Genomic DNA, 23,827 nt, shown 5'->3' on the forward strand with positions numbered 1-23,827 from the left:
TTCGTAAGATTTAAAGGAAGATATGAAAAAAGACAGCTTCAAATTAATAATAATGTCTGTTGCAGTAATCTGTATAGTAATAGCAGGCATCATGGTGCCTGGCATAGTGCTTGAGGCAAACCAGAAAAGTGAACATGATCATGTGGCGAAGGTTCCTAAAAGCTATCTGCCTTCAGGCTCTGTAATGGCAAAGGAAGCATCTGCCAATCTGAAATTGTCGGAGAAGCTCTCGCTCATAGATGGGCAGTGGGACAGCACGACAGATGATGCTGCCTCTTATGAGATGGATGAGCAGGATTATCAGGCAGTTGCCACATGCAGAAAAAGCATAGAAAAGCTTTATGACGAAAAGCTCTATCCTGTAAATCTTTCACCTGACTACTCTAACTGGTATACGTGGGAGGCAGCAGCGAAAAAGGCATCGGATAATACCTTTAACACATATACGGCATATTACTGGATAATCAGGTTTGAGAAGTATGATGGTACACAAAATCATACAATCTGGATGCTTGAGGATGGGACAATCATTATGGCAAAAGCACATATGAAGGATATTAGTGATATGAGTGAATATAAAGAGGTTTTGCAGGCAGATGATGAATCACAGGCAGAAAATGATTTGTCTGCTTACAAAGGATATTTTGACTACAGCGGGATAGATTTTTCAAAGCTTAACCTGATATCCGAGACAACAGCAGTGGAGCAAAAAAATAATGAAAGCTATGAGGTGCTGCAGTTTTTACAGGAAAATGAATATGTATATGCGATTCATGAGAAGTGAAAAATTGTAATGACAAATGCGGTTCACTATGTTACTATTATTTCAGAGCATTATATTTCTGTTGAGCGACACCACAGTACACATTTTTATCGGTGCGTATCACTTTGAAGAGGGCAGAACCACTTATTATTTTTCGACAAAGACATGGAAATTTTCAATGCTTTAAGTTACCTATCAATAGTGGGGAAAATGGATATGTCGATTGAGAAAATCTTATGTGAATGAAGCGGACTAGGGTTGCGGATGCTTTATATTGATAAGAGATTTCGTATCATGCGATATTATATTCTCCCTGCTCACACAACTAAACAGGAGGAGAATAATGTCGGGAGAGACAAAAGAAATTTTGGACAGTAATTATGGCCAGAATGATGTAATCATCAACAGATTGATTGACAAAATGACACTGTTTGATGACAATCTGATGAGTCTTGTATTCGGGCAGAATATTGAGACGACGGAGCTGCTGCTTCGCGTAATAATGGAGCGTGATATTAAGGTTATAGACGTCAGGGGGCAGGATGAATTAAAAAATTCGGTGATTGGCGGGAGATGTATTACCTTGGACGTGCATGCAATAGATGTCGATGGCAGGCATATTGATATCGAGGTGCAGATTAATGCGGAAGGATCGCATGTTAGAAGAGCCAGATATCACAGCAGTATGATGGATGCGAGGATGCTGGGGGAAGGACAGGAGTTTAAGGAGATTAAGGATTCCTATGTGATTTTTATTTATGATCACGATAAGTTCAGAAAAGGACTGCCATTTTATCACATTCAAAGACGTGTTGATGAAACAGGCGAAGTTTTTGGAGATGGTTCACATATCATCTATGTAAATGGAAGGTATGAAGGTAATGATGATATAGGTCGGATGATGAAAGATTTTCACCAGTGCAGGCCGGAGCAGATAGAAAGTGAGACATTGTCAAAAGCAGTGGCTTATTACAAAGAAAAGGAAGGACGTGGTGCTATGAGCGAAGCAGTAAGACAGTATGCAATGGAATATGCAAAAGAGTATGCAAAGGAATATGCCAGGGAGTATGGTGAGGAACAGAAGGAAGAGGGGATTCTTCAGGGAAAAAATAATATGTTGTATTCATTGGTTTCAAAGGGAAGGTTAAAAATAGATGTAGCAGCCGAAGAGGCAAATGTCAGCCTTGGAGAATTTGAAAAATCGATGGAGGAAGCAGGATATAAAATTCCTGAATTGGTATAGTTTAATAGTTACAAGATACGTTAAATATAGACCCGGTTTGCATAAGTATGTGCAGACCGGGTTTTTATAATAAAAATGCAATGTATGATACAAAAAGTTTACAACTGACATATATACTCATTATAACAATATGGAACACAAAAAAGGAGAACCACATATGGATAAAAGGGGTAACATATTTTCACGAAATATGAGATTATTTGCAGCAATTATGACACTCATCGAGGCACTTGTCCTCACATCATTCACAGGCTGTGCCGGTAAAAAGGTGGATTATGGTGTGGACACGGAGGTAAAGGAGCAAAAGAACGCTTCTAAGGTATCTGATTTAAGGACTGACAAGCCATGGGTCGAAAATATAACTGTCCAGACAAAAAAAGGAGATGTAACCCTGGGAATCGATGCCAAAATACTGGTGCCGGATTGTGAAACCATGCATGTTGTTGGAGTGGAGGATGTGAAGCTCGATACAGAGTACAAGAAAAGGTTTTTAGATGCGTACTTTGGTGGTGGAGAGTATTATTATCATGATTTAGAGCATTATACAGTTGATGAATTGAATTCTTATATAGATTTAAAATCCAGGGAGCTGAATGAAATGAATAGCAGGGATGATGTGGATGATAGTACAAAACAGGAGCTGGTACAGCAAATGGAGCAGGATTTATCAGGTTATCGGGATTTACTGACTGATGCGAAAATCTCGTATACAATTGCTTCTGATTTACAAAGCTGTGATGAGTATGCCGGCTATAAAGGAGATACATTTTGTGAGGTAACATTTAAAGAGCATTGGGTAAATGCTTATGTCTTTAAGCTCGATGGAAAATATTACGGACCACCTTCATTTAAGGAGGAAAATTATGATAATGTCTCGCAGACATTTCAGGAGGATAATCTGACAGACAGTGCCGGAGCTGATGGAAATGAATGTACAAGAAGTGCAGCAGAGTCAAAAAAACTTGTGCAGGACTTTATGGGAAAGCTTGGACTGTCAAATCAGGTTGAGCGTGGAGAGTGCGATTGTAACTGGCTGGGATTTAATAATGGGGATGAAAACTGGGAGAGCCGCAGTAACACATTGTGGGGATATGTGTATTCGTATGGAACAGGCATTGATGGACAGGTTTTTAAGGATAGTTTTGATTCATCAGAATGTGACTCTATGCTTCGCGAGGATACGAAAGACATTACATTGGGTGACAGTATTCAGCTAACTGTTACAGACAATGGAATAATTGATGTGGTTATAGAATATCCGGTGAGTGTGACAAGCATATCCGGCAGTGTGGAGATGCTTTCTTTAAAGAATATAGAGCAGATAATTAAGGAGCAGCTAAAAAACAATGCCGACAAATATGAGCTTGAGATAAACAAAAGCTTTAACAATATGCAGCTTACATATTTCAGGCTGAAAGATAAGAATGAAACTGCAAAATACAGTTATGTGCCTGTATGGTCATTTTCGCGGCTGGTTGATTCACAAAAGAAAAATGTGATACTTGTAAATGCAATAGATGGCACAATAATCAATTCCGAGGATGTATTTTAAAATTTATGGAGAACTATTATGGGAAAGAAGAAAAAAGCAATTATGACACTCATCGAGGCACTTGTCCTCATATCACTCGCAGGCTGTGCCGGCAAAAAGGTAGATTATGGCGTGGACACGGAGGTAAAATCCCAAAATGTGGTAAGCAGTGTAAAGGATATTGACACCAATACAAGTTTTAATGATGAACTTACAGTAAATATGGGTGGTACTGATGAAAAGGTGAAAATCACGGCAGATATCAGAGTGCCGGAATGTGATACCATGTCAGTCACAGAGGTAGAGCGCATACCTTGTACCAAGGAGTTCAAGGAAAAGGTGATAAAGGCATATTTTGGTGATTCACAGGTCTATTATTACGACTATGCGCACATGACAAAAAAGGAGCTTGAGGAGATTATTGAGACTCTTGACAGGGACAACAACAGTCTGTCGGATGATGCCTCTGAGGAGATTTTGAAATGGCATGATGATATGAAAACTGAGTGCACAAAAGCACTTGAAACGGCAGCTGATGTGTGGACAGAGGCCACAGAATATGATTCCTGTGATGATTTTGTCGGAAAAATAGGTGATACCTGGTTTCACCTTCAGTTTTCAAGGCCAGATGATGACAACAGTGTGCTATCAGGCATCCAGAGCTATCCGCTTGACAGATGTGTGAAAAGCGTTTCAGATGGGGATCCGGATGAGATGAGTACTAAATTTGATGATGGCTATGTGAAGCAGTACTATGGACCAAAATCACTGAAAGAGTATGACACGGTGAGGTATTTAAACGGTGACTTTATTGATGGAGACCTGCCGGTAAGCGATGTCAATGAGGCAAATATTTCGTTTGATGAGGCAAAGAAGAAAGCAGGTGACTTCATGCAGGCAATAGGAATTGAGTCAATGATTAAAACAGGAGAAAGCGACTGTGAATGGGAGGGATATAACAAGACTGAGGATAATGTATATAAGGAGGGGGATGTGCATAGAGCCATATGGGGCTATGCGCTTGAATATTCGCTTGGCGCAGATGATGTAGTGTATTCAAAATCACTGAATGTATTTGATTATTCAGCTTATAACAAATTTTGTCCTATGGACTGTCCTGGTTATGAGACAGGCAGTTTCAATGTAAATGAATATGGTGTCTATAGATTTGATATAGCAGAGCCGGTAAGCATTGTGAAAAAACAGCAGAAGGTGGAGCTCTTACCGGTGTCAAATATTTATAAGATTGCAAGAAATGAGCTTGAAAGCCACTCGGATAAATATATTGTGGAAGCGGATACACAATATCGTTATCTGACACTTGGCTATATCAGGGTAAAGGACAGCTCAGATTCACAGAGATTCAGCTATATCCCGGCATGGAGCCTTGAGCTGCTGCAAAGAGGAGAGGTCGAATCGTGTCCGGTATTTGTAAATGCAATAGACGGAACAGTGATTGAGCCGGAGCAGATATTCTGAATCAGAGAGAAGTGTGCATGGAGACTAAGGGAAATTATATAATAAAAAATGCAATACATGATACAAAAAGTTTATACATGGAGTTACATTTTTAGATAATAGATCAGGTTCATATTTATTTGGAAAAGATGTGGAAAATATATGATTAATAAAAAGAAAAAATATATAGGGCGTTTGACACTTGCCACTGCAATTACCTCTATTTTGTTTTCAGGATGTGGGGCGGCACAAAAGGAGCTTGCACAGACGGACAGAGCTTTCTACGAGAAAATATCATACCAGACAGTTACGGTACAGAGCGGTTCACTCACACCGCAGACTACCATCAGTCTGAGCGCGCAGGGCTATACCAGGTTTTCCTATGGTGCGACAAACACGGAGCTTACGCTTGAAAAGGTAAATGTGGCAGTGGGTGATCATGTGAAAAAGGGCGATATACTGGTGGCTTTTAAATCCGGGGAGATACAGAAAAAGATTGAGGACTACAGCGGGCAGATCAGTCAGAATAAGCTTCTGGCAGAGCACTACAGGGCTATTATGAAAATCGATGATACTCAGGATTATTCAAGCGATATAGCCCAGCTTGATAAGGATACAGAGGTTGCGCAGCTTTATCTTGATGAGGCTAAGGAAAAACTGTCGAGATATCAGATCACGGCATCAGAGGATGGTACGATCACAGCAATGGACAATTCACTTTTGGCGGGAGTTTTTGAACCGGGCAGCAATCTTATAACAGAAATCAGCGGAAACGGCAATTACGAAGCTGACAGACCGGAAGGTTATGACTTTAATGTAGGTGATGTATACACGGCAACAGCATCTGATATAGAGTTTGAACTTAAGGTAAAAGAGGTGGACGATAAAAAACTTGTTTTTGAACCGGTATCGGACATGTCGGCAGTATCGGATGCACAGATTTTTTCAATGGAAGTGACGTGCCCCGCTATAGAAAATGCTGTGTATGTGCAAAAGGACGCAGTACATGAGAAGGATGGCAGGTATTTTGTATACACACTGGATGAGAATGGATACAGACAGGCGGTATGGATAAGTGTCGCAGATCAGGTGGGAGACTACCGGATCATCACAGAAGGACTTAAAAGCGGGGATGAGGTGGTTTTGCAGTGAAGAACAGAAACCTTTTATCAATAAAAAAACTGGCAGTACTGGGGATATGTGTATCGTTTGTGGCAGGCGGCTGTGGAAAAATGACAGAAAGCAGCATACCAAAGCTTGAAGAACCTGTAGCGTTAAATGAAGCCTATAGACCTGTGGAATACGGTACGATCGGCTCCATACAGGTGCTGATGGCTACCGCAGTTCCTAGGGATTACTGCAATTACTACAGTGCCAATGTAAATATTTCACAGATATATGTGGAGCCGGGAGATACAGTAAATGCAGGGGATGTGCTTGCTGTCTGTGATGTGGATGAGGCAAAAAAACAGTTGCAGGAATGTAAGGATGCGCTGGTGCATGAGAATGAGACATATGAGATATCCGCTCAGATCTCGGATACGCAGATCAAATTATGGGAGAGTCAGGCTGCGGATACGGACGAATTTTCAACAGAACAGATTGAGAAAAAAGAGAGCACAGAAGATGATTACAATACGCAGATTGCCACAGAACAGGAAAATGAACGGTACGATAAGCAGCTTCACGAATACCGCGTGCAAAAGATCAATGAGCAGATGGCTTTATATCAGCAGATCGTTGATGATGGAACGCTTAAGGCAGTCCACAGCGGTCTTGTCACTTACACTAAGAAGCTGACAGATGGAAGGTCTGCTGCGGCATACGAGAATATAGTCATTGTCTCGGATACGGATGACCTTGTGCTGGATATAAAGGGCACAGCCATAAATGAGTACAAATACAGCGATTATGACAAGAAATATGTGATAGTCGATGGCGAAAAATATGATGTCACTGAGTCTCAATATACATCAGAGGTTTTGGTACTTTCAAAGATAAACAACCGATATCCGGATGTGTGCGTGGAAAGCAGGGAAAAGCCGTTTCTTACGGCAGGACAGATGTATCCGGTATATTTTGAAAAGACAAAAGCAAATCAGGCACTTGTCGTGGGAAAAGATTCCATCTATAAGGATGGCGATACCAGATATGTCTATGTGAAAAATGATGAGGGCGGCCGCGAGAAACGCATCATAACAACAGGTGAGTCTGATGAAAACTATACACAGGTCACAGAGGGCTTAAAAGAGGGGGAGCTGGTTTACTATAATTCTACAGATCAGGTTCCGACAAAGTATAGCAAATATACGGTAACAAGGTCTGACTTTGATATAGCAAACTACGGTGTGCGCTACAGCAGATCTGACGCAGGGACGATAACCGAAACCTGTGATTATGAAGGGCAGATCGTATCGGTCAATGTGAAGCAGGACGATACGGTAGAAAAGGGCATGCTGCTTTACGTGGTGGATACCGGAGAGGGCAAAGCTGCTATAACAGAGGGGAAAAATGCGATCGACTCGGAGAATGAATCCTATGCGCAGAAGATTGCTGATTACGATAAACAGATAAAAGATTTATCTGAAGGTGGTAGCAGCGCAGAAGAAAATAACCGGCAGGATGAAAAGCCGGATACAGCATATGATGAGCAGCAGTTGAAACTGAATTTACAATTATTGAATCTGCAGAAAAAACTTGCCTGTGCAGACCACATCTATCAGCTTTCCAGGCTACAGTCAGCATATGACAGCATAAGCGCAGGAAATGACGGCAAAGGAAATATTTCAGTATATGCCAAAAATGACGGAAAAGTTTCAAAGGTGAGTGTCAAGGCAGGAGATAATGTGGAGGAAGGCTCAGATATCCTGCAGATAACCGGAAATTCCACGGACGTACTGCTGGTTCAGGTAAAGGATAGCAATAGCTATAAAGTATATAAGGACAATATAGCAGATGTGGGAGAGCGCGTATCACTTGAGCTGGACGGTACAACGATCTACGGAAGCTGTATCGGTTTTGCCGGTTACGGCAGGGAAGCTCAAAAGGGATATATAAATCAGGATGATAAAGGTGTGCATATTACCGGAAACACAGATTCGGGATATGGAAATGCAGCATTTTATATAAAACTTGACAATGGAATACCGGATGATCTGACCAGGGCATCTGCTGTAAAGTTTTCTTATGTTTCTTTTAAAAAGGTGGTAGTGGTGCCGACTTCGATCATACACAAGCAGGTCAATCCTATGGACAAAGATGATATATCATACTATGTGTGGAAAATTGATGGGGACAGCGTGGTAAAGCAGCCGGTAATATTGGGCGATTATACATCAGGCAGCAATACACTTGTGCTTTACGGTATTGATGAGGGCGATGAAATATGTTTGGCTTCGTAATTAATAAATTAAAAAACAGAAAATGGTTAAATCTGTGTCTGCTTATGGGAGTGGCTTTGTTTATAGCACTTTTTGTGTGCCACCCTATGTTTGAAAAGGGTGCGGGAAATCAGATACTCGACAGACTTTTTACGGATCATGCCACACAGCAGAATGAGTTTCCAGCACGGATGAGCCGCGAGGGAACATATGCGGTGGCAGATTATCCTGATTCGCAGTCAGTGCTTGATAAGCTGTCAGGATACGAAAAGAAGTGGACTGAATATGTGGATATAAACAAGGTTTCCTCACAGCAGCTTATCACACTCTCAGGAGGACGCGCAGATACAGAGTTTGGAGGACCTAACAATTATTTTACAATAGGATATCTGCCGGGACTTTCGGAGTACGCGGATGTTGTAAAATCTCAGACTGACACAGCCACATTCGAATGCAGTATAAGCGAAAAGACAATGGATCACTACGGACTTGTAGCAGGTGAAAAAATCTATTTACATGTACCTGATGGCAGTGGGAAAAAGGAAATTTCTTTCGTCATATCACAGATCTGCCGTGAAAAAGATATAAACGATCCATATTGGGCCAAGACGCTTTCGGATATGGGCGATGTGATATTTGTTTCGCAGGATGTTTTTGACGAAATGATGCAGTATTACAGCGAGGACAATATCAGCTACAGTGATTTTCTCATGCTGGATTACAGGCAGATCAACACGGAAAATGCCTCACTTTATGACGGTTATATGGAGCAGTTTAAGGATGCTGACAAGCTCTACAATGACAACATCCGTGATACGCTGGAGCGCTTTTTTACACAGCAGAAGACGATAAAGCTGATGCTTTGGGCGTTGGAGCTGCCGTGTCTTGTGCTTTTGATTTTATTTATAAGAATGATATCTGCACAGATACTTTCGCTCGAGGAAAATGACATACTTGTTTTAAGAAGCCGCGGTGCGACAAAATTACAGGTATTTATTTTGTACCTACAGCAGTCGGGAATAATAGCGTTTGCGGGCTGTGTACTTGGAATAGTACTCGGATATATAATGTGCCGGGCTGCCGCATCTACAGACGGATTTTTAAGATTTACGGCAAAGGATATAAGCACTTACAAATTTGTATGGCAGATGCTTGTCTATGCGGTGGCAGCGGCAGTTATCATGGTGCTGTTTATCACAGTTCCGGTGTGGAAAAAATCAAAGGATGCCATATCAGAGCGCAGCAGTAGGGGACGAATATCAAAGAAAAAGCCTCTTTGGGAGAAATGCTTTATAGATGTTATACTTTTGGCTCTGTCAGCATATCTGCTTTACAATTACAACAAGCAGAAGAGTACGCTTGCGATATCTGTTCTTGAGAACAGGAGCATAGATCCTGTCATGATACTGGACAATTCGCTTTTTATATTTGCAGCGGCACTTTTGTGCGTAAGACTTACCGGACTTATTATTCTGCTTGTGGACAGGCTCTTTAAAAAGCATTTTTCTCCGGCAATGTATGCATCATTTTTACAGCTAAAACGAACCAGATACAATCAGGGATTTCTGGCAGTATTTCTTATCATGACAGTGGCTGGCGGTATTTTTGACGCGAATATGGCGCGCACCATGAACAGCAATATGGAAAAACGGATCGTCTACAATGTGGGTTGTGATGCGATATACAACGAAGATTTCAGACTCAGGATACAGAAGAATAAAGATGGCTCTGTAAGCTGGATGTATGACGAGCCTGATTTCGGTAAATACGAGTCGCTCAAAAATGAGGGCATCTGTGACGGGGTCACGCGTGTGCTTGAGGACGAGCGGGTAGACATTTCCGCAGGCAGTGGTTCGGTTTCGGATGCATATCTTATGGCGATAAACACAAAAGAATTCGGTGAGACTGCGAAATTGCAGAGTGACCAAAATGATGATATTAATGACTCTCACTGGTTCAATTACCTGAATGAGCTGGCAAAAGAGCCGGACGGAGTCATCATTTCGTCAAATCTGGCAAAAGATCTGGGACTTAAAGTTGGTGACAGCTTAAATTACTCAAGGTATGTACCGGAGGCTGTCGATGAAGATCAGATCTACGCATCCGAGAATGTAAAGGTATGTGCCATAGTAAAAGGTTTTCCGGGCTACGAGCGTTACACCTATGAGACAGATGCAGACAAAAATGTGACCGAGCAGGAGAAATACCTGATCGTTGCAAATTATGCTACGGTTGTGGAAAAGTTCGGCATGACACCGTACAGTGTGTGGATGAACCTGTCAAAGGGAAAAACGGTGGATGATATATACAAAAATTTAACATCCGCGCAGCAGCTTATAGACGAGAATAAAAACTCAGCCACAGTGCAGATCACAAACGGTATGTTTACATTAAGTTTTATACTTTCACTGATAGTGTGCTCAGTAGGATTTTTGCTGTATTGGGTTATGACACTAAAACAGAGGGAGCTGCAGTTTGGTATATACCGCGCAATGGGAATGAGAATGAGAGAGGTAAAAGCAATGCTTTTAAACGAGCAGATATTTTTATCATTTCTGCCGCTTCTTGCGGGAGCAGGCATAGGTATAACTGCAACAGCGATGTTTGTAAGGCTCATATCGATCATATATCTGCCGCAGAAACACAATATCGGAGTAAATGTATATATTTATCCATCTGATATGCTGGAGCTTACAGGAGTACTTTTCGTGGCTGTAGCCGTATGCTATGTGGTTATCAGCAGACTGCTTAAGAGTATGAAGATAGCACAGGCACTAAGGCTTGGAGAAGATAGTTAGCAGATAAAAATGATTTTGTGGTAGTCGGTAGAAGGTTTTTATAGCGTGGTAAATGAGGTCGTGACATATGGAAAATGCGATAATTGCTCAAAATATAAAAAGATATTTCAAGGCGGGAGAGGGTACAACAGTCCACGCACTTGACGGAGTATCCATGGAGATAAAAAAAGGAACACTTGCCATCTTAAAAGGGCGTTCCGGCTCCGGAAAGACCACACTTCTTAATATCCTTAGTGCGCTTGATATGCCGACAGAGGGAAGTGTGCAGTTTCTGGATAAAAATCTCGAGCAGATGACCGAGAAAGACCGGGAAATGCTAAGGCGGTATGAGATGGGATTTGTATTCCAGTCTATAGCACTAATTCCCACGATGACGGCATATGAGAATGTGGAATTTGCCCTTAGACTTGCAAAAAATAAACGTCAGATACAAAAGAATTTGACTGATATGGATAATGACATTGGAGATGCAAAAAACGATGTGATAAATGAGAATACGCATGACAGAGTATCAGAGCTGCTGGAGCGTGTCGGACTCTCAAAGCGCATGGATCATATGCCGGATCAGTTATCGGGAGGTGAGCAGCAGAGAGTTGCGATAGCGCGCGCTGTGGTTCATCGCCCGAAGGTGGTCTTTGCGGATGAGCCGACAGGAGCACTCGATACCGCTTCTGGATTTGAAGTCATGCGATTGTTCCGTGAGTTGATAGACGATGAGGACATCACAATAGTTATGACCACGCATGATCCGAACCTGATGGAGCTGGGGGATGAAGTGTTTGAGCTTAGTGACGGCATAGTAATTTAAATTAAAAGGGGAAAAGTAGATGATAAACTGCGATGGACTGGTAAAAATATATGAGACAGACGATAAAAAGGTGATGGCACTGGAGGGGCTTGACCTGACGGTGGAAACAGGGGAGATGCTTGCGGTAATAGGAAAATCCGGCAGCGGAAAATCCACCCTTTTAAATATGATAGGAGGACTGGAAACACCAACGGCTGGAGTGCTCACTATTGACGGAAAAGATATTTCCACATATTCAGAAGCTGAAATGGTGAGATACCGCAGGGACAAGGTGGGCTTTGTGTGGCAGAAAAGTGCCAAAAATCTGTTCCCATATCTGACTGTGCTGCAGAATGTCGAAGCCGTGATGATGTTTGAAAATTCAGGTAATACCGATAATTTAAAACACAGAGAAATTATAAAAAAACGCAAGGATAATAATAAAAGCTATGCCCTTAAACTGTTAAATGCAGTGGGATTACAGGAGCATAAGGATAAGCTTCCGGCTCAGCTATCGGGAGGAGAGCAGCAGCGCGCAGCGATAGCGGTGGCACTGGCAAATAAGCCGGACATACTGCTTGCGGATGAACCGACCGGAGCTGTGGATACAAGGACTGCTGATACAATCTATGAGCTGTTTCATAAGCTGAACAAAGAGCTTGGTATAACCATCATCATAGTCACACACGATATGGCACTTGCAGGCCGTGTAGACCGCACAGTGCTTATATCTGACGGAAAGGTAAGTACGGAGAAATTGAAGAAACACCCTGCAATGGAATATACGGTTTTGGACAAGGCGCACAGGATAAAACTCACTGATGAGATGCTTGAGGCAGCAGGGATAGAGTCTAATAAGGTTAGGGTTGATGTGCAGGATGGAAGGCTTGTGATATCGCGGATTTAAAGACATATTAAACGTTTAGTGTTATAGAGACACAAAATATATCATTTTCGGTTTTAACAGAGATAAAACCACTATTTCTATTTACACATTCTTTGACATTTTCAAGCCCATATCCGTGGATATCTCCGGCTTTTTTTACCGAAACCGGTGGAATAGGATTGGATATTTCATAAAGCAGCACATGATTTTTCTGGCGCAGCGTACATGAGATGGATGGTTTGTGACCTGCCTGAAAAGCATCGCAGGCTTCTATTGCGTTATCCATAGTGTTTCCAATGATTATGTATAGGTCAACAGGCGAAATGTTAAGGTCAGTGTCCAGCCATAGATTAAAGTTTATGGAGATTCCCAGACTGCCTGCTTTATTAGAGCCATAGTTTAGGATGCCGTCAACAATGGAATTACCGGTATCAATCATTTGGTCAAGGCTTGAAAACTTTTTCTTTAGGGCAGAGAGCTGGCTTTCGGCTTCAGGTCGTGTTTTCGTAGAAACCAGATTTTCCATTGCCAGCATGTATTTTTTTATATCATGCCAAAGTGCGCGGGATTCGTCCTGACGAGCAATGATATCCTGATAGTAAAGCTCCTGTTTGGCAAGCTGCTCCTGCATACAGAGCTGATTTTTCTGTAATTCATAAGATTTCTTTACTATTTCCGTATATCCACAAACCACTATATTGATAACAAGCATACATATGGTGGTCATCACAAAGGTGGAGTATTTACCATTGTCAATAAAGGTAGTGTACTGGGCAAACAGAATAAATATGCTTGACAGATTGCAGAGCATGAGTGGTATGGCATGCAGTAGAGCCTTTGAATCAAATCGGGCATTGGTAAATAAAATAATTATGACCAGCAAAAACAGATGAATAATCTTGCTTGTGGTATTGTAGATAAGCCGTCCTTCACTTATTCCTAAAAGTTCATTTATTGAAATTCCAAGTCTGGAAAGTACAAACGCACCAATAACATCGGAAAACATCGACGTGACAAAAAATAATATAATAGTATAGGTGATTTGGAATATTTTGCATTTGAAGCAGAAAGTATAGCATAAAAACAAAAATAAGCTGATAATGACAAGCCGTATAAACATAGGTGTATATAGGGTTGAGAGCATTATGACCGCAAAGAGTGATATGCAAAATAGGATAATATATCTGCGGGAAGGGTATACAGGTCTAACCTCTTTATGAAAGAAGTAGAAAATAAGCAGGCATTCTATAATAATGGTATATACTTCAATTGGAAAATTCATTTGATGGTACCTCGTATCAAATTGTTAAAGCGCTCTTGGAAAATGGTCTGTTTTTTCCGCGAAAGTGGAATTTTGCAGCCGTCAGTCATAGTGACAGCAAGTGGTGTAAAGCTGTCCACATAATTCAAATTGATGCAATAACTTCTGTGAATCTGTACAAATGAAGGATATGAAAAAAATGAAATCATATTTTCCATTGAATCCTTTATCTCCAATGTGGATGTATTTGCAAAATGAAAAATAATGTGCCGGTTCAGACTCTCAAAATATATGACATCGTTTATAGAAATCATTTTCTGAGTTGAACCACACGTTACCGCTGCCTTTTGCGGAAGAATCTCGTCAAGAGCCTCCCTGACAACACTTTGAAACATTGTAATCGTTATCGGTTTGCATAAAAATCGAAAAGCAATTCCATATCCTCGGACTGCATACTGCAGTGCGTTTGTCGTAAAAACTATTACGGGACGAGGAGAATATCCTGCTAAAATAGAGCCAATTTCAAAACCATTTGGCTTATCCATTTCTATATCAAGAAAAATTAAATCATAAAATTGGGATTTAAAAGCCTCAAGCAGGTCAGAGGCAGACAAGAAAGTAGAAATATTGTATGGTAATTTGCATGATTTGCAGTAATTGTAAAGTATATCAATATCTTGTTGTTCATCATCACAAATAGCAATATTCATAAAAATAATCCCCTTATCAAAACAATTAAGCTATGAAGATTATAAATTATAAATTTTGAATTTACAAGATTAATTTAGGTTTTTCAAATCATCCATCAGATTGAGAACAATATGTTTTTTGTCGATTGATAATTGTTTGGCATAGAGAGCTATCTGATTATCCAATTGCTGACTTTCAGAAGTATGTGTATCGGTGTCCCAAAACAATTCATTTGCGTCTATTTTGAGAGTATTGATTATTTTTGATAAAACAGAAAGTGAAATTTTGCTTTCACCACGTTCAATTTGACCAATAAATCCGCAGGAGCAGTCTGCATATTCACTTAATTGTTCTTGTGTTAGATTATTTTTCAAACGGTAGAAACGTATGATTTTTCCTATATGCTTTATGAATTCTGTATCCTGCATGATTTACCTGCCTTCATATTTAAACTATAGATATTGTAGGTAAAAAAATTAATATTTTGAATATAGTATTACTATCATTTTACGATAGTGATACTACTATATATGCAAAAGGTGTGTATATTTATGTCGTTAGTGCATGAGCTATTGTATATACAGTGATGTTGAGTAGTATTGAGAGTGTAAAGAATAAAAACAAAGGAGCAAAGAATTATGGTTAAAAAAGGTATAGTAAAATTTTCAAAAATCGTTGCAACATTTACAATGGTACTTGCTGTTGTCTCTGTGAATGCAACATGTTTCTTTTTTTCACATCAGCCAGATATCCCAGACTCATTGAAAAAAAGAAATGATTAAGAAAGCAAGTACACTAATTGTTGAGTTTTGGATTAAAAATGCAATAATCAAGACTGATGATAAGGAATCATACTGCTATGGTATGGAATTGATTTTGTCTACATTAATAAATGTTGCTTTTATGGTTATATTATCATATTACGTTATAGGATATCCTATAGCATTTATTCCGTACATAGCAGTGTATACTCCGTTGAGGTTGACAGCTGGAGGATATCATGCACGTAGTCATCTTAAATGTATCTTGTATACGCAGATTACCTTTATTGTATTTGTGATGTCTGCATTGGCATTGGCAAAAAAAAATATATGGTGTTTGATAGTGCTATATATGGTGGCAGTGTTAACTGTACTGAGATTGGCTCCGGTTGAAGCAGAAAATAAACCATTAACAGGAGAAGAAAAGCATAAGCAACAATTAAATACATGGGGATTTCAGACTATCATTTTAATTGTAATTGTTATAGCAGCAATTTTTGGAGTACTGAAAAATAAAATAGTGCTTTGTGTTATGGCTGCTAATATTTCGGTAGCGATTTCGTTGATTCTTGCAAAAATTATTGATTAAATGTCAAACGTGTACGAATTCGTGTCATTCATGTATATATGGTTGAAGATATCTGGATTATCGGATATAAATAAATTAACAACAGCGAAATTATAATGCTGAGATTTTTATGAAAATCAAGACCAATCAAATGAAAAAGTGATAGATAAGGGAATAAAGAATGAGATACACTTTCATAAAACAACATGATGCAACAGACTGTGCAGCAGCTTGCATGGGCATGGTCTGTCTGCACTATAAAAAAGAGACAACAATTACAAAATTACGTGATATGATGGGAACAGACCTGAAAGGAACAAACCTTATAGGATTGTCAAAGTGTGCAGAAGAACTTGGATTTAACTGTCAGGCTGTAAAAGTAGATAAAGAGGGTTTTGTTAGCAGATATACATTACCGGCTATAGCAAATATCGTGACAAAGGAAGGCTTATCGCATTTTGTAGTGATATTCAGAATCACAAAAAAGTATGTGATAATAGGTGATCCGGCTAAGGATCTAGAGCGACTGACTATAGACGAGTTTTATAAGAAATTTACAGGAGCCATGCTCCTGCTGAAACCAAATAGTGAGTTTGAGCGTGAAAAGATAAAGGGAACGAAGTTATTTGACAGATATATAAAGCTGCTGCTTCCACAGAAGAAGCTGTTTATATATGCTCTTGTAGCTTCACTTCTGGTTACACTTCTGGGAATTTTATCATCACTTTTTAACAATATAATATATGATGAAATACTTCCGTATCAGCAAAAAGATGTATTAAAGATGATGCTTGCGGTATTTCTTGGAATATCACTGACATCTACATTTGTAAGTTTTGTGAGACAGTGGATTCTTATGCATCTGTCCATCAAAATTGATATACCACTTATGCTGGGGTATTTTGAGCATATATACAAATTGCCGATGAAATTTTTTGCGAGCCGTAAGACAGGGGATATTACAACCAGGTTTTCGGATGCATTTACCATAAAAGACATATTTACCAGTATAGCATTATCACTGATCATGGACATATCAATGGCTTTGATAACCGGAGTAATACTTTTTCAGATGAACCCGAAGCTTTTTGCAGTGATCATAATGATGACTCTCATAAGTATTGTACTCGTATTTATATTCAAGCAGCCATATAAGAAGATAAACGAAGAACAGATGCAGCAGTCATCCATACTCAACTCAGAAATAATAGAAGGGCTTCGCGCAGTTGAGACAATAAAGGGAAATGCCAATGAGGATATAGAGCTCGAAAGCATAGAGCGGGAATACATAAAATCTCTTAGGATAAGTTATAAAGAGGGCATGCTTTCAAATGTGCAGTCAACAATATCGAGTGTTATATCGGGAGTTGGTAATCTGGTGCTTCTGTATGTAGGAATAATGCAGGTTATAAATAACAACATGACGCTTGGAAGCTTCATGGCATTTAACACACTTGCAGGATACTTTATGGATCCTATAGGCAATCTGGTAAGCCTTCAGTTATCCATTCAGGAAGCAAATATTTCAATGAAGAGGCTTTCTGAAATCATGGATTATGAGAGAGAACAGAAAAGCGAGAGACAGTATCAGGAGATATCAAGCATTGATGGAGATATTAAGCTTGAGCATGTCACTTTCAGATACGGAAACAGAAAACCGGCTTTGGATGATGTGAGCTTTATAATAGAAAAAGGACAGAAAGTGGCACTTGTGGGGGCAAGCGGAAGCGGAAAATCTACAATAGCCAAGCTACTGCTCAAATATTATGAGCCGGAGGCGGGGGATATAACTATAGATGGGATGGATATATCAGAATATAAGAATGACGATATACGTCATGCGATATCATATGTGCCACAGAATATAGAGCTTTTTTCAAAAAGTATTTATGACAATATAAGAGTTACGAGACAGAGTGCAACGCTTGACGAGGTAAAAGAGGCTGCCAAAGCCGCTGATGCCCATGAATTCATAAAGAGACTGCCGATGCAGTATTATACCTATCTTGAGGAAGCAGGAAATGGTCTGAGTGGAGGCGAGAAACAGCGAATTGCACTTGCAAGAGCATTTCTAAAGGAAAATCAGTTTTATATCATGGATGAATCCACAAGTAATCTGGATTTTGCAACGGAAAATATAATCTTCGATATGATATACAATAAATTCAGAAAAAAGACTATGCTTATTATTGCGCACAGGCTTGCAACAGTAAAAAACTGTGACAAGATAATAGTCATGGATAAAGGGAAAATTGTAGAACAGGGAACACATCAGCAGTTGCTTGAGAGGAAAGAACAGTATTACAGACTGTGGGAAATGCAGCAGGGAAATTTTGTTATCAAAGAAGATTCAGATAAGGATGAACAGTTTGCTGAGAATTTTGAGAATGATGATGAGGGTGTAATGAGCTACACCTAGATGATTAATTTTTGTATGTAAAAGCTTTACATAGAGTCAGGACTGTCTGCAGACGGGAATGGCAAAAATAAAACAAAGAAAAAAGGAGGTACACATACATGGATATGTGTTACGATGGAGCACTGGTGCTCCCTAGCAGTTATGCTGTTATGAATGAAGAGGAGATGACTTATATGGAAGGGGGAATTAGAGTATCTAAATACTCTTCGGGAAAATTGTTTGATACATATAGGGTACACTTTACAGCAGCAGAATGTTCTAAAATAGCACTTGCTTATGGAGTTATATCTGGTGTAGCGTCAATTATAGGAGCTTTGACAGGTCCAATAGGAGCAATAGCTGGAGGAGTTACAGCAGGAGCTTGTGGAATTGCAGCAGCCGTTTGGAGCTATGCGGCATCGAAAGGTGGATTAAACACATATATTCCGATATTAAAATCTGGAAAATTATATAATGGGAAGAAAGTAATATATATATATTGCTAGGAACAAAAACTTACCTACTATTATAGTAGGTAAGTTATAGAATATTTTATTATAAAGGGAGAAATTATCAGATGAAGAATAAAATAATAATATATGTGATAGTACAATTTTTACTAATTTTATGTTCAATATTTGTTATTCCAAATGCTGAGGGTGTATTGAGTATATTCACAGTGCTGATTGTAATTGTTGGAAATGTTTTAAATTTAATTTTTTTATTAAAAGCAAATAAAAAAAACAATTATTAAAAGTTAGGATAAAAATATATGAACACAATAACTCTTTCAGAACACAAAATTTTAAAACTTCAAAATGTATTATCTGTGCAGGTGGATTTAGAATCTGAATCGGATGAACTTTTTGACATTGAAATCAATAAATTGAATACTTATATACAAACTCATGGAGCAAAACAGATTGGGCCATTAATTCAGGCTACGAGTTTTGAAATTAAAGATGACGGAGCTGTAGATATTAAAATGCAGTTTATGCTTCAGACAGACAACTTCATCCACAACGTAGAACCACCTTACAAGATGGATTCCATTTTACGTGTAAAGAACTGTCTCTATGCACGTTATATCGGACCGGAGGATAAGCTGAAATTTGCCTATGACAAGCTTGGAGTTTATGCATTTGAGAATGATATTGAGCTGGATGGCTGCAATTATACTATCTATGTGGACAGGAATGAAGAGGATGAAACCATGGTTGCGGATGTATTCATGCCTGTAAAGGAATAAAAGAAATATGAGCAAAAGAGTAAAGAGTTTAGATGAAATAAGGGAATCGAGAATACTGTTTGATAAGAATCCACCGGCATTCGGCTATATACTTATAACAGTTGTAGCCGTTTTCCTTATTGTGGCAGTAGTATGGAGTATAAAAACACCAAAGGTGTATACCATACAGGCGCAGGGAACTGTGACGAATGATGAGTCAAATTACGTCATGTGCAGCTATACGGGTGAGATTCTTGACAGCAACATGGAAGAGGGCGCACTTGTGGAAGCCGGGGATGTGCTTTTTACAATTAAAAGCACTGATTATGATCTGCAGCAGACACAGCTTGAAGACAACAGAAAATCATATGAAGAACAGATATCACAGTATAGTCTTCTTATAAAATCAATAAAAGACGATACCAATTATTTTGACGAGACAAAAGCGGATGACGGTCTGTACTGGAGCCTTTTTGAAACCTACAAATCACAGGTGGAACAGAATAAGGCCGATGTGTCAACGTATCAGGCATATGGATATACTGATGAGCAGATACAGGCACAGCTTGAAACTAATCAGGGTAAGATTGATGAAGTATATTATTCTGCCATACAATCTGCCGAGACAAAGATTGAAGAGGCGAATCTGCAAATTGCATCAATAGATGCACAGCTTGCAGCGGTGACAAGTGGGCAGGATGCTTATGAGGTAAAAGCTACCACATCAGGAGTTCTGCATATGCTGGGAAATTATAAGAGTGGAATGGTTGTACAGACAACGACAACTGTGGCAACAATCACACCGGAAAATTCGCAGAGATATCTCGAAGCATATGTTTCCACATCTGATATGGCCAGAATGCGTGAGGGAGACAGAGTGCAGGTGGTTATGGACGGTCTGTCACAGAATGTCTATGGGACGATAAGCGGAAGCGTATCACGGATAGACAGCAATGTCACTACACAGGAAGGGCAGGATGGAGCAACAAGCCGGGCATTTAAAGTGATGATAGTGCTAGACCAGGATTATGTGCTGAGCCGTGAGGGAGACAAGGTAGACGTGACTAACGGCATGACGGCGGCTGCAAGAATACAGTATGATAAAGTCACATATTTTAACTATGTGCTTGAGAAACTCGGAATAAAAACCGGAAAATGACATGGGATAAGGTTATGAAGTTAAGAAACAGAATAAGAATATTTGCAGTTATATTTATACTGGCTTTGGGAATGGAGTACTTACCGATGGCGGTATATGCTGCAGAAGTGACAGCGGAAGAAAGCGATATGGCAAATGATGCAGAACCGGATATGGATGAAACACCGGAACCGGACAATGCATCGGAAACGGACAAGGAAGACAAAACATACGTACAGGATACGGGACAGAATATACCGGTAACGGATATCGAGATATCAGATCATGAGGAGGAAGTGGAAGTAGGAAAGACAATAAACCTTACAGCCACAGCACTTCCGGCGAATGCCACGGAAAGCACGATAACATTCCGTTCATCTGATATAAATATAGCAACTGTGACTTCAGCAGGTGAAGTAAAGGGTATCTCAAAAGGATATGTTACCATATATGTATCTGCCGGAAGTATAATAAAAGAGGTAAATCTGACAGTAAAAGTAAAAACAACCGGAATAAATATAAACAAAGAATATCTCGTAATGAAGCCGGGAACGGCATTTAAACTGAGCGTATCTGTGTTTCCGGCAGAGGCAGAGCAGGCGGTTTCATACAAATCAACCAACACATCAGTTGCAGCAGTATCAGGCAGTGGTGTGGTAACGGCAAAACAGACAGGTTCAGCTACAATAATAGTTTCAAATGGGGATTTGTCGGGCGCAGTGTCGGTAATCGTAAACAGAGATACGGAAAGTTCTGTGGCTGAACCGGCAGCAGATAGTACAGACGCAGAAAATACAAGTGAACAGACATTTGATGAAAATATGGATGTATCCGAAACGCCTGTAATAAGTGAGCAGATGCTATATGAACTGTACACAGCAGGCAGATCAATGAAAGTGACCGGAGACGGCTACAGCATCATAATAGACGGAAAGAAGATAGTAAATTATAAAAATGAACTTAATACGGATATAGAACTCGAAAGGACAGGAGACTGCATAAAATTCAATCTCAACGATGGAGAGTATCTGTGCGGAGAAGTGACACTGCACATAGATGATGTAAAAGGAAAATATCTGTATCTATATAATAACGTAAAGCATAAATACGAACTTGTGAGTACAAAAGACATGAGCGGGCTTAATTTAAGCACACCTGGAAAGTATATGATCACGGCAAAGCCAATCAGAGAGGGCGGTACAGCGGTCAGATATATACTGATTGCAGGTGGAATCGGCATAATTGCAGGAATAGCTGTGTATGTGGCGGTAAAGAGAAGATACTGGTTCTGGTAAAGGTGTATGTAATCATGATTTACATAAAGTCGTGTCCGGTTGCAAACAGACATGGCAGAAAAATAATGTTTAGAAGAGAACAGGAGGAAAACAAAATGGAATTATGTTATGATGGAGCACTGGTGCTCCCAAGCAGTTATGCTGTAATGGATGAAGAGGAAATGACTTATACAGAAGGGGGTGGAAGTAGAACTTATAGAGGAAATCAAGGATGGGCAGCAGCTGTTGCACTTACATCGGCTGGTTTGTTTTTATCTGGAATGGGTAAAGCTGTAGGAGTTACAATTATTAGAGGATGTATAGGCGGAGGTCCAATTGCTTGGATATGTGGAATTGCAGCAACTGTAGCAATAATGTATGGAAGTGGGGCATTGGGAGGTCAAATGTATAGTGCAGGGTTTCAGGCATTATACTGTATGGCAAAAAAAGGAAAATTTACATTAAAAACAACATCCAATCCGTTTGGGTTGTTTTCTGTTTCTTGAGGTGATTATGAGCAAAATAATTTATGTGTCAATTGCAATACTGATTTATATGATTATTAATTTATTTATAACAATAAAGAAAAATACAAAAATTTTACATTTTGCTGGTTCTGTTTTGTTTTTACAGTTTTTTTTATTGTCGGCTGTTAATTCACATTTCATTACATTGAGTGAGTATTCGGTATGTGAATATATATTTTTATTTTGTATGATTATATATGCAGTTTTAGTTTATTTTTTAGAAAACAAAAGAAAGTGAAAAAATTATAGTTGTGAAGATAATTAAAAAAAGTATTTATGACAATATAAGTGTTACAAGACAGAGTGCGACTCTTGATGAGATCAGGGATGCAGCAGGGAAATTTTGTTATCATAGAAGGTGAAATAAAAGAAAAACAGTGTGAAGATTCAGTGGAATCGAACGATAAAGGTGTAATGAGCTACACATAGATGATTAATTTTTGTATGTAAAAGCTTTACATAGAGTCAGGCCTGTCTGCAGACGGGAATGGCAAAATAAAACAAAGAGAAAAGGAGGTACACATATATGGATATGTGTTACGATGGAGCACTGGTGCTCCCAAGCAGTTATGCTGTAATGGATGAAGAGGAGATGTGCTATACGGAAGGAGGAATAGCTGTAACAACAGTAGCAACTATAGTTGGTACGGTAATAACCATATATGGTGCCACATATGCTGGAGGAACGGTATGTGGTAAAAGATTATATCATGCTGGCATAAATACTGCTAAAAAATGGTCTAAGTGGAAATGGCAGACTAGAGCAATTGTAATTGGGACTGCTAGCCGTATGGGACTGGCTGGTACCATTGCAGGTACCGTCTTTATGCTTGGTTTGGAAAATCAGTTATATGATATGATGTAGTAAAATACTAGGAGAAATGGATATGAAAAATAACCTTGAACTTATTTTATTAGTAGGTAACTGGGTAGTTGTTGCAATACAGGCATTTACTATATTTTTATATGGAAATAGTATAGGTTTATTTATTATTATGTTGCTTGCATTAATAGTACAAGTACTTGGTGTTTATGATAATAGAAAGAAATAATTAATATATTGACTTACAAAATGTGTATTAAAAGAATAGTAAACAGGCGTGGAGCTAGTCTCTCTACGCCTGTTTAAATGCGTG

23 protein-coding genes are annotated in these 23,827 nt (G+C 39.4%); 20 read left to right on the forward strand and 3 right to left on the reverse strand.

Going from position 1 to position 23,827, the window contains the following annotated elements:
- The first annotated feature begins 22 nt into the window (after positions 1-22).
- From EUBREC_RS04125 to EUBREC_RS04165, 9 genes are all read left to right on the forward strand, one after another.
- Positions 23-784, forward strand: a complete 762-nt coding sequence (locus tag EUBREC_RS04125) for a hypothetical protein (protein WP_012741792.1) — start codon at positions 23-25, stop codon at positions 782-784.
- Positions 785-1,106: 322 nt separating this feature from the next.
- Positions 1,107-2,006, forward strand: a complete 900-nt coding sequence (locus tag EUBREC_RS04130) for a PD-(D/E)XK nuclease family transposase (protein ID WP_012741794.1) — start codon at positions 1,107-1,109, stop codon at positions 2,004-2,006.
- 157 nt (positions 2,007-2,163) lie between these two features.
- Positions 2,164-3,558, forward strand: a complete 1,395-nt coding sequence (locus tag EUBREC_RS04135; protein WP_041253913.1) for a DUF6034 family protein — start codon at positions 2,164-2,166, stop codon at positions 3,556-3,558.
- Between the two features lie 18 nt (positions 3,559-3,576).
- The gene (locus EUBREC_RS04140) at positions 3,577-5,016 is read left to right on the forward strand and encodes a DUF6034 family protein (protein WP_012741796.1); all 1,440 of its coding nucleotides are present in this window, start codon (positions 3,577-3,579) and stop codon (positions 5,014-5,016) included.
- Positions 5,017-5,157: 141 nt separating this feature from the next.
- Positions 5,158-6,147 (forward strand): efflux RND transporter periplasmic adaptor subunit, encoded by a 990-nt coding sequence (locus tag EUBREC_RS04145; RefSeq protein ID WP_012741797.1) that lies wholly within the window; start codon positions 5,158-5,160, stop codon positions 6,145-6,147.
- A complete protein-coding gene (locus tag EUBREC_RS04150) occupies positions 6,144-8,396 on the forward strand; it encodes an efflux RND transporter periplasmic adaptor subunit (protein ID WP_012741798.1) in 2,253 nt (750 codons plus the stop codon). The genes EUBREC_RS04145 and EUBREC_RS04150 overlap by 4 nt, the downstream gene beginning before the upstream one ends.
- Positions 8,381-11,173, forward strand: coding sequence for an ABC transporter permease (locus EUBREC_RS04155; protein ID WP_012741799.1), 2,793 nt, complete (start codon positions 8,381-8,383; stop codon positions 11,171-11,173). The genes EUBREC_RS04150 and EUBREC_RS04155 overlap by 16 nt, the downstream gene beginning before the upstream one ends.
- Positions 11,174-11,240: 67 nt before the next feature.
- On the forward strand, positions 11,241-11,981 hold the full coding sequence (locus tag EUBREC_RS04160; protein ID WP_012741800.1) for an ABC transporter ATP-binding protein: 741 nt from the start codon (positions 11,241-11,243) through the stop codon (positions 11,979-11,981).
- A 19-nt stretch (positions 11,982-12,000) separates the two neighbouring features.
- Positions 12,001-12,867: an ABC transporter ATP-binding protein gene (locus tag EUBREC_RS04165; protein WP_012741801.1), complete on the forward strand. Its 867-nt coding sequence runs from the start codon at positions 12,001-12,003 to the stop codon at positions 12,865-12,867.
- A 7-nt stretch (positions 12,868-12,874) separates the two neighbouring features.
- Here the strand turns inward: EUBREC_RS04165 and EUBREC_RS04170 are convergent, their stop codons facing one another.
- The 3 genes from EUBREC_RS04170 to EUBREC_RS04180 form a co-directional block, all read right to left on the reverse strand.
- A complete protein-coding gene (locus EUBREC_RS04170) occupies positions 12,875-13,852 on the reverse strand; it encodes an ATP-binding protein (RefSeq protein WP_012741802.1) in 978 nt (325 codons plus the stop codon).
- Positions 13,853-14,124: 272 nt separating this feature from the next.
- Entirely contained in the window at positions 14,125-14,817 is a 693-nt protein-coding gene (locus EUBREC_RS04175; protein ID WP_012741803.1) for a LytR/AlgR family response regulator transcription factor, read from the reverse strand.
- Between the two features lie 69 nt (positions 14,818-14,886).
- Positions 14,887-15,225 (reverse strand): helix-turn-helix domain-containing protein, encoded by a 339-nt coding sequence (locus EUBREC_RS04180; RefSeq protein ID WP_012741804.1) that lies wholly within the window; start codon positions 15,223-15,225, stop codon positions 14,887-14,889.
- A 210-nt stretch (positions 15,226-15,435) separates the two neighbouring features.
- Between EUBREC_RS04180 and EUBREC_RS16915 the strand changes: the two genes are divergently transcribed.
- The 11 genes from EUBREC_RS16915 (at position 15,436) to EUBREC_RS17685 (ending at position 23,743) form a co-directional block, all read left to right on the forward strand.
- Entirely contained in the window at positions 15,436-15,579 is a 144-nt protein-coding gene (locus EUBREC_RS16915; protein WP_012741805.1) for a cyclic lactone autoinducer peptide, read from the forward strand.
- Positions 15,572-16,147: an accessory gene regulator B family protein gene (locus EUBREC_RS04185; protein ID WP_012741806.1), complete on the forward strand. Its 576-nt coding sequence runs from the start codon at positions 15,572-15,574 to the stop codon at positions 16,145-16,147. Before EUBREC_RS16915 ends, EUBREC_RS04185 begins: the two co-directional genes overlap by 8 nt.
- Positions 16,148-16,307: 160 nt before the next feature.
- Entirely contained in the window at positions 16,308-18,545 is a 2,238-nt protein-coding gene (locus EUBREC_RS04190) for a peptidase domain-containing ABC transporter (protein ID WP_012741807.1), read from the forward strand.
- 98 nt (positions 18,546-18,643) lie between these two features.
- Positions 18,644-19,030 (forward strand): Blp family class II bacteriocin, encoded by a 387-nt coding sequence (locus tag EUBREC_RS04195; protein WP_012741808.1) that lies wholly within the window; start codon positions 18,644-18,646, stop codon positions 19,028-19,030.
- A 71-nt stretch (positions 19,031-19,101) separates the two neighbouring features.
- Positions 19,102-19,278, forward strand: coding sequence for a hypothetical protein (locus EUBREC_RS17680; protein ID WP_012741809.1), 177 nt, complete (start codon positions 19,102-19,104; stop codon positions 19,276-19,278).
- A gap of 18 nt (positions 19,279-19,296) precedes the next feature.
- On the forward strand, positions 19,297-19,773 hold the full coding sequence (locus EUBREC_RS04200) for a GyrI-like domain-containing protein (RefSeq protein WP_012741810.1): 477 nt from the start codon (positions 19,297-19,299) through the stop codon (positions 19,771-19,773).
- A gap of 7 nt (positions 19,774-19,780) precedes the next feature.
- Positions 19,781-20,911 carry an HlyD family secretion protein gene (locus EUBREC_RS04205; protein WP_012741811.1) on the forward strand — a complete coding sequence of 377 codons (1,131 nt, stop codon included), beginning with the start codon at positions 19,781-19,783 and terminating at the stop codon, positions 20,909-20,911.
- A gap of 14 nt (positions 20,912-20,925) precedes the next feature.
- A complete protein-coding gene (locus EUBREC_RS04210; protein WP_306718872.1) occupies positions 20,926-22,185 on the forward strand; it encodes an Ig-like domain-containing protein in 1,260 nt (419 codons plus the stop codon).
- A 95-nt stretch (positions 22,186-22,280) separates the two neighbouring features.
- Positions 22,281-22,670, forward strand: a complete 390-nt coding sequence (locus EUBREC_RS04215) for a hypothetical protein (protein WP_015516841.1) — start codon at positions 22,281-22,283, stop codon at positions 22,668-22,670.
- A 547-nt stretch (positions 22,671-23,217) separates the two neighbouring features.
- Positions 23,218-23,556, forward strand: coding sequence for a hypothetical protein (locus EUBREC_RS04225; RefSeq protein WP_012741815.1), 339 nt, complete (start codon positions 23,218-23,220; stop codon positions 23,554-23,556).
- Between the two features lie 22 nt (positions 23,557-23,578).
- Positions 23,579-23,743, forward strand: a complete 165-nt coding sequence (locus EUBREC_RS17685; RefSeq protein WP_015516843.1) for a hypothetical protein — start codon at positions 23,579-23,581, stop codon at positions 23,741-23,743.
- Positions 23,744-23,827 lie beyond the last annotated feature (84 nt).

The sequence above is a fragment of the Agathobacter rectalis ATCC 33656 genome (assembly GCF_000020605.1).
Taxonomy (GTDB): Bacteria; Bacillota; Clostridia; order Lachnospirales; family Lachnospiraceae; genus Roseburia; species Roseburia rectalis.

Bases quoted from the DNA above. Each gene is read 5' to 3' on its own strand.
- EUBREC_RS04190 (WP_012741807.1), top strand. From the start codon at position 16,308: ATGAGATACACTTTCATAAAACAACATGATGCAACAGACTGTGCAGCA.
- EUBREC_RS04175 (WP_012741803.1), bottom strand. From the start codon at position 14,817: ATGAATATTGCTATTTGTGATGATGAACAACAAGATATTGATATACTT.
- EUBREC_RS04160 (WP_012741800.1), top strand. From the start codon at position 11,241: ATGGAAAATGCGATAATTGCTCAAAATATAAAAAGATATTTCAAGGCG.
- EUBREC_RS04170 (WP_012741802.1), bottom strand. From the start codon at position 13,852: ATGTTTTCCGATGTTATTGGTGCGTTTGTACTTTCCAGACTTGGAATT.
- EUBREC_RS04225 (WP_012741815.1), top strand. From the start codon at position 23,218: ATGGATATGTGTTACGATGGAGCACTGGTGCTCCCAAGCAGTTATGCT.
- EUBREC_RS04145 (WP_012741797.1), top strand. From the start codon at position 5,158: ATGATTAATAAAAAGAAAAAATATATAGGGCGTTTGACACTTGCCACT.
- EUBREC_RS16915 (WP_012741805.1), top strand. From the start codon at position 15,436: ATGGTTAAAAAAGGTATAGTAAAATTTTCAAAAATCGTTGCAACATTT.
- EUBREC_RS04210 (WP_306718872.1), top strand. From the start codon at position 20,926: ATGAAGTTAAGAAACAGAATAAGAATATTTGCAGTTATATTTATACTG.
- EUBREC_RS04180 (WP_012741804.1), bottom strand. From the start codon at position 15,225: ATGCAGGATACAGAATTCATAAAGCATATAGGAAAAATCATACGTTTC.
- EUBREC_RS04200 (WP_012741810.1), top strand. From the start codon at position 19,297: ATGAACACAATAACTCTTTCAGAACACAAAATTTTAAAACTTCAAAAT.
- EUBREC_RS04130 (WP_012741794.1), top strand. From the start codon at position 1,107: ATGTCGGGAGAGACAAAAGAAATTTTGGACAGTAATTATGGCCAGAAT.
- EUBREC_RS04140 (WP_012741796.1), top strand. From the start codon at position 3,577: ATGGGAAAGAAGAAAAAAGCAATTATGACACTCATCGAGGCACTTGTC.
- EUBREC_RS04155 (WP_012741799.1), top strand. From the start codon at position 8,381: ATGTTTGGCTTCGTAATTAATAAATTAAAAAACAGAAAATGGTTAAAT.
- EUBREC_RS17680 (WP_012741809.1), top strand. From the start codon at position 19,102: ATGAAGAATAAAATAATAATATATGTGATAGTACAATTTTTACTAATT.
- EUBREC_RS17685 (WP_015516843.1), top strand. From the start codon at position 23,579: ATGAAAAATAACCTTGAACTTATTTTATTAGTAGGTAACTGGGTAGTT.
- EUBREC_RS04185 (WP_012741806.1), top strand. From the start codon at position 15,572: ATGATTAAGAAAGCAAGTACACTAATTGTTGAGTTTTGGATTAAAAAT.
- EUBREC_RS04135 (WP_041253913.1), top strand. From the start codon at position 2,164: ATGGATAAAAGGGGTAACATATTTTCACGAAATATGAGATTATTTGCA.
- EUBREC_RS04215 (WP_015516841.1), top strand. From the start codon at position 22,281: ATGGAATTATGTTATGATGGAGCACTGGTGCTCCCAAGCAGTTATGCT.
- EUBREC_RS04195 (WP_012741808.1), top strand. From the start codon at position 18,644: ATGGATATGTGTTACGATGGAGCACTGGTGCTCCCTAGCAGTTATGCT.
- EUBREC_RS04165 (WP_012741801.1), top strand. From the start codon at position 12,001: ATGATAAACTGCGATGGACTGGTAAAAATATATGAGACAGACGATAAA.
- EUBREC_RS04125 (WP_012741792.1), top strand. From the start codon at position 23: ATGAAAAAAGACAGCTTCAAATTAATAATAATGTCTGTTGCAGTAATC.
- EUBREC_RS04205 (WP_012741811.1), top strand. From the start codon at position 19,781: ATGAGCAAAAGAGTAAAGAGTTTAGATGAAATAAGGGAATCGAGAATA.